This window comes from Mycobacterium sp. (genome assembly GCF_036488105.1).
Classification (GTDB): domain Bacteria; phylum Actinomycetota; class Actinomycetes; order Mycobacteriales; family Mycobacteriaceae; genus Mycobacterium.
Map to the genome: position 1 here is coordinate 1 of NZ_DASXHW010000139.1, position 4,987 is coordinate 4,987.

4 protein-coding genes and 1 pseudogene are annotated in these 4,987 nt (G+C 65.6%); 4 read left to right on the top strand and 1 reads right to left on the bottom strand.

The genetic code is table 11. The annotated features are described in order from the left end of the window. Positions 1 to 1,272, bottom strand: a 1,272-nt coding sequence (locus VGH54_RS07220; RefSeq protein ID WP_331511252.1) for an ATP-dependent metallopeptidase FtsH/Yme1/Tma family protein, incomplete at its 3' end; no start/stop codon positions are given. A gap of 223 nt (positions 1,273 to 1,495) precedes the next feature. On the opposite strand from VGH54_RS07220, the gene VGH54_RS07225 reads away from it, so the two are divergent. The 4 genes and pseudogenes from VGH54_RS07225 to VGH54_RS07240 all read left to right on the top strand — a co-directional run. Then, on the top strand, positions 1,496 to 2,485 hold the full coding sequence (locus tag VGH54_RS07225) for an alpha/beta hydrolase (protein WP_331511253.1): 990 nt from the start codon (positions 1,496 to 1,498) through the stop codon (positions 2,483 to 2,485). Further along, complete coding sequence (locus VGH54_RS07230) at positions 2,482 to 3,675, top strand: LLM class flavin-dependent oxidoreductase (RefSeq protein ID WP_331511254.1); 1,194 nt, start codon at positions 2,482 to 2,484, stop codon at positions 3,673 to 3,675. Before VGH54_RS07225 ends, VGH54_RS07230 begins: the two co-directional genes overlap by 4 nt. Next, complete coding sequence (locus tag VGH54_RS07235; protein ID WP_331511255.1) at positions 3,675 to 4,691, top strand: zinc-binding dehydrogenase; 1,017 nt, start codon at positions 3,675 to 3,677, stop codon at positions 4,689 to 4,691. The genes VGH54_RS07230 and VGH54_RS07235 overlap by 1 nt, the downstream gene beginning before the upstream one ends. Positions 4,692 to 4,807: 116 nt before the next feature. Next, positions 4,808 to 4,987, top strand: a pseudogene (locus VGH54_RS07240) (amino acid permease); the annotation flags it as partial.

Below are 4,987 nucleotides of genomic sequence, written 5' to 3' on the forward strand. Positions count from 1 at the left end.
GTAGGCGGTGATCTTCTTCTCTTGCTCGCTGATGATCCGGCTCTTGCGCCGCGGCCCGCCGACCACCCGGTCCACTGCCTCTTCCAGAGCAGCGCCGGTGATCACCGTGCCGTTCTCGCGGGCGGTCAGCAGCGCCGCCTCGTTGATGACGTTCTCCAGGTCGGCGCCGGTCATGCCGACGGTCCGCTTGGCCAGCCCGTCGAATTCGACGTCGGGACCGAACGGCTTGCCCTTCGAGTGCACCCTCAGTACGGCACGCCGGCCGGCCAGGTCGGGGCTGGACACCGGAATCTGGCGATCGAAGCGTCCGGGCCTAAGCAGCGCCGGGTCAAGGATGTCGGGACGGTTGGTGGCTGCGATCAAGATCACACCCTGGCGCTCGCCGAAGCCGTCCATCTCGACCAGCAACTGGTTCAGCGTCTGCTCGCGTTCGTCGTGACCGCCACCCAGACCGGCGCCGCGCTGGCGGCCGACCGCGTCGATCTCGTCGACGAAGATGATGCATGGGCTGTTCTGTTTGGCCTGCTCGAACAGATCGCGCACCCGGGATGCGCCGACGCCGACGAACATCTCGACGAAGTCGGAGCCCGAGATGGTGAAAAAGGGAACGCCGGCTTCACCGGCGACGGCCCGCGCCAGCAGGGTCTTACCCGTTCCGGGCGGGCCGTAGAGCAGAACACCCTTGGGGATCTTGGCGCCCAGCGCTTGATACCGCGACGGGTTCTGCAGGAAGTCCTTGATCTCATAGAGTTCCTCGACCGCTTCGTCGGCGCCGGCGACGTCGGCGAAGGTGGTCTTGGGCATGTCCTTGTTCAGCATCTTGGCCCGTGATTTGCCGAAGCCGAAGCCCATCCGGGCGCCGCCCTGCATGCGGGAGAACATCATGAACAAGCCGACCAGCAGCAACAGCGGCAGCACGTAGATCACCAGCGAACCGATGATGCTGCCCTGGTTGACGACGGTGCTGACCTGGGTGTCCTTACCGTTCAGTTGGTCGAACAGCGGGACGGCATAGCCGGACGGGAAGTGGGTGATGATCTTGTCGGAGCCCTCGGTGCCGGTGGCGGCGCTTTTTAGCGTCATCCGGACCTGTTGCTCTCGATCGTCGATCTGGGCGCTCTTGACGTTGCCGCCCTTGATCTGGGCCATCGCCACCGACGTGTCGACCGGCTTGAAGCCGCGGGTGTCGTCGCTGAAGTAGAAGAAAGACCAGCCAAGCAGCAGCACGACCGCGATGGCCGTGAGCGTGCGGAGTACGTTTTTTCGGTTCATCAATCATCGGCCGTCGTCGGCCAGGTCCTTCCCGATACACGCAGCTGGAATAGTCCAGGCTACCGCCAGTGCTGATCGCCAGCTCGGGCGCAGCCGGGCACAGCGGGTCACGCCTTGGATCGTCACCAACCGAACAACGAACAGTGGTTCCCCGCATCGTCGGCAACACACCCACCCGCCTAACACCTATCGGGCGGAGGCGGGCGTGTGCTTTGGTGAACTTGTGTCGGACAGCCTCCCCATCACCGAACGTGTAATCGAGACCAACGGCGTGCAGTTGCACACCGTCGAAGCGGGTGAGCCCGGCGCACCGGTCGTGGTGCTGGCGCACGGCTTTCCCGAGCTGGCCTACTCCTGGCGCCACCAGATCCCGGTGCTGGCCGCCGCCGGTTACCACGTCCTGGCACCTGATCAGCGCGGCTACGGCCGCACCACCCGCCCGGCGGAGATCGCCGCTTACAGCGTCGCCGACCTGTCCGCCGACCTGATCGGTCTGCTCGATGACGTCGGCGCCGACAAGGCGGTGTTCATCGGTCACGACTGGGGTGCCCCGGTGGTGTGGGGTTCTGCGCAGCTGCACCCCGACCGGGTGGCGGCGGTCGTCGGCTTGAGCGTTCCGCCGGTACCGCGCGCGCAGATTCCGCCGACTCAGGCGTTCCGGGCGATCTTCGGCGACAACTTCTTCTACATGCTGTATTTCCAGGAGCCCGGGGTGGCCGACGCCGAGCTGGCCGCCGACCCGGCCAGGACCATCACCCGGATGCTGGGCGGCCTGACGCGGTCCGATGACCCGGAGGCCGGGCTGCGCATGATCCGGCCGGGGCCGGCCGGCTTCATCGAGCGGCTACCCGAGCAGGACGGCCTGCCCGCCTGGATCAGCGCGCACGAGGTCGACCACTACGTCGCCGAGTTCACCCGCACCGGGTTCACCGGCGGGCTGAACTGGTATCGGAATCTGGACCGCAACTGGGAGATCATGGCCGACCCGCCGGTCGCCACCATCGACGTGCCCGCCATGTTCATCGGCGGTACCGCCGACCCGGTGCTGAGTTTCATGCGCTCCGACCGCGCAACCGAGGTGGTGACGGGCCGCTACCGCGAGGTGCTGATCGACGGCGCCGGACACTGGCTGCAGCAGGAACGACCGGACCGGGTCAACGAATTGCTGCTCGAATTCCTGTCCAGCCTGAAGGCCGGCGTGGAGTCGTCATGAATCGTCCGCTGAACTTTGGCGTCTTCATCACACCGTTCCACCCGACCGGCCAATCGCCCACGGTGGCACTGGAATACGACATGGAGCGCGTTGTCGCGCTGGACCGCCTCGGCTTCGACGAGGCGTGGTTCGGCGAACACCACTCCGGTGGCTACGAGCTGATCGCTTGCCCCGAGGTGTTCATCGCCGCGGCGGCCGAACGGACCAGGCATATCCGGTTGGGCACCGGTGTGGTGTCGTTGCCCTATCACCATCCGCTGATGGTGGCCGACCGTTGGGTGCTGCTGGATCACCTGACCCGCGGACGGGTGATGTTCGGCGCCGGACCGGGCGCCCTGCCATCGGACGCCTACATGATGGGTATCGACCCGATCGAGCAGCGCCGGATGATGCAGGAGTCGCTGGAGGCAATACTGGCGCTGTTTCGCGCCGGACCGAGCGAGCGGATCAGTCGTCACTCGGACTGGTTCACTTTGCGTGACGCGCAGTTGCATATCCGGCCCTACACCTGGCCATATCCCGAAATATCAACGGCAGCAATGATTTCACCGTCTGGACCGCGACTGGCCGGAGCTATGGGCACGTCGCTGCTTTCGCTGTCGATGTCCGTTCCCGGCGGCTACGCGGCGCTGGACAACACCTGGGAGGTAGTGCAGGAGCAGGCCGCCAAGGTCGGCCGCGACGAGCCCAGCCGCTCCGACTGGCGCGTGCTGTCGATCATGCACCTCGCCGACACCCGCGAAAAGGCGATCGAGGACTGCACCTACGGACTGCAGGAATTCGCCAACTACTTCGGCGCGGCCGGGTTCGTCCCGCTGGCCAACGAGGTCGAAGGATCGCAGACGCCCTATGAGTTCGTCGAAGACTATGCGGCCAAGGGTAATTGCTGCATCGGCAGTCCCGACGACGCGATCGAACACATCGAAGACCTGCTGGAGCAGTCCGGTGGATTCGGGACATTGCTGATGCTCGGTCACGACTGGGCCTCGCCTGCAGCGACCTACCACTGCTATGAACTGATGGCCCGCAAGGTCATTCCGCACTTCAAGGGGCAACTCCAAGCGGCGCGGTCATCTCATGAGTGGGCCAAGGACAAACGCGAGGAGTTGATCGGCCGTGCGGGACAAGCTGTCGTGAAGGCGATCACCGAGCACGTCGGCGAACGCGCGACGGAGAACAGGAGCGGCTGATGCGCGCGTCGGTACTGCGGGAGGGCCGCATGGTGTACCGCGACGACGTGCCCGATCCCGTGCCCGGTCCCGGTCAGGTTCTGGTGGCGGTGCGGTCGTGTGGAATCTGCGGTTCGGACCTGCATTTCGCCGCCCACGGCGCCGAGATGCTGTCGTTGAGCGGTCAGATGTCAAGTGCAGCCGGCGGCGATATGGACGTCGACCTGGACCACGACGTCTTCATGGGCCACGAGTTCAGCGCGGAGGTACTCGAGGCAGGACCCGACACCGAAACCCATTCGGCCGGAACCCTTGTCACGTCGATCCCGGTGCTGCTGTCGGGCAAGAGCGTCGAACCGATCGTCTACAGCAACAAAACGCTGGGCGGCTACGCGGAGCGGATGCTGCTTTCGGCGCCGCTGCTGCTGCCTATTCCCAACGGGCTCAGCCCCCAGCACGCCGCGCTCACCGAGCCGATGGCGGTCGGGCTACATGCCGTCAACAAATCCGCCGTCCAGCCCGGCGAGGCCGCGCTGGTGCTGGGCTGCGGACCTATCGGCATCGCCGTCATCGCTGCGCTGCGGGCCCGGGGAGTCGAGTCGATTGCGGCAGCCGACTTTTCACCGAAGCGTCGCGAACTCGCTATCACAATGGGCGCGCACCAGACCATCGATCCCGCGCAGAATTCGCCGTTCGACAGCGTCCGCCCGGTGGTGGTCTTCGACGCCGTCGGCGTGCCCGGCATCATCGACGACGTGATGCGCCGTGCCCGGCGCGGCACGCGGCTGGTCGTCGTCGGCGTCTGCATGCAAGCCGACACCGTGCACCCGTTCTTCGGGATCGCCAAGGAGATCAACGTTCAGTTCGTTCTCACCTACGACCCGAACGAGTTTGGCGAGTCGTTGCGGACGATCGCCGAAGGCGACATCGATGTCACTCCGATGATCACCGGCGACGTCGGCCTCGAGGACGTCGGCGCGGCGTTCGATGACCTCGCCGACCCAGAACGGCACTGCAAGATACTGGTGACCCCGTAGGTCTGCGTTTGAAGCCGTATCGGGGCCCTGCGCTGGTATATCTTGATCCAACCTGGCTAACTCAAAAGCAGTCCACCGTCCCGGCGTGGCGACCACAGAGCTCCTGAGGAGGCACCATGCCAACGCCGGCGCTAAGCCTGCAACGGCAGATGCTGCGGCGCCGCCCGGTGAGCGGGGCCCCGGTCGCCGACGGCGCCTCAGACCAGTTGCAACGCAGCCTTGGCGTTTTCCTGCTGACGATGTTCGGTGTCGGCGAAACCGTCGGTTCCGGGATCTTCATCGTGCTCTCGCAGTCG

Bases quoted from the DNA above. Each gene is read 5' to 3' on its own strand.
- VGH54_RS07230 (WP_331511254.1), top strand. From the start codon at position 2,482: ATGAATCGTCCGCTGAACTTTGGCGTCTTCATCACACCGTTCCACCCG.
- VGH54_RS07235 (WP_331511255.1), top strand. From the start codon at position 3,675: ATGCGCGCGTCGGTACTGCGGGAGGGCCGCATGGTGTACCGCGACGAC.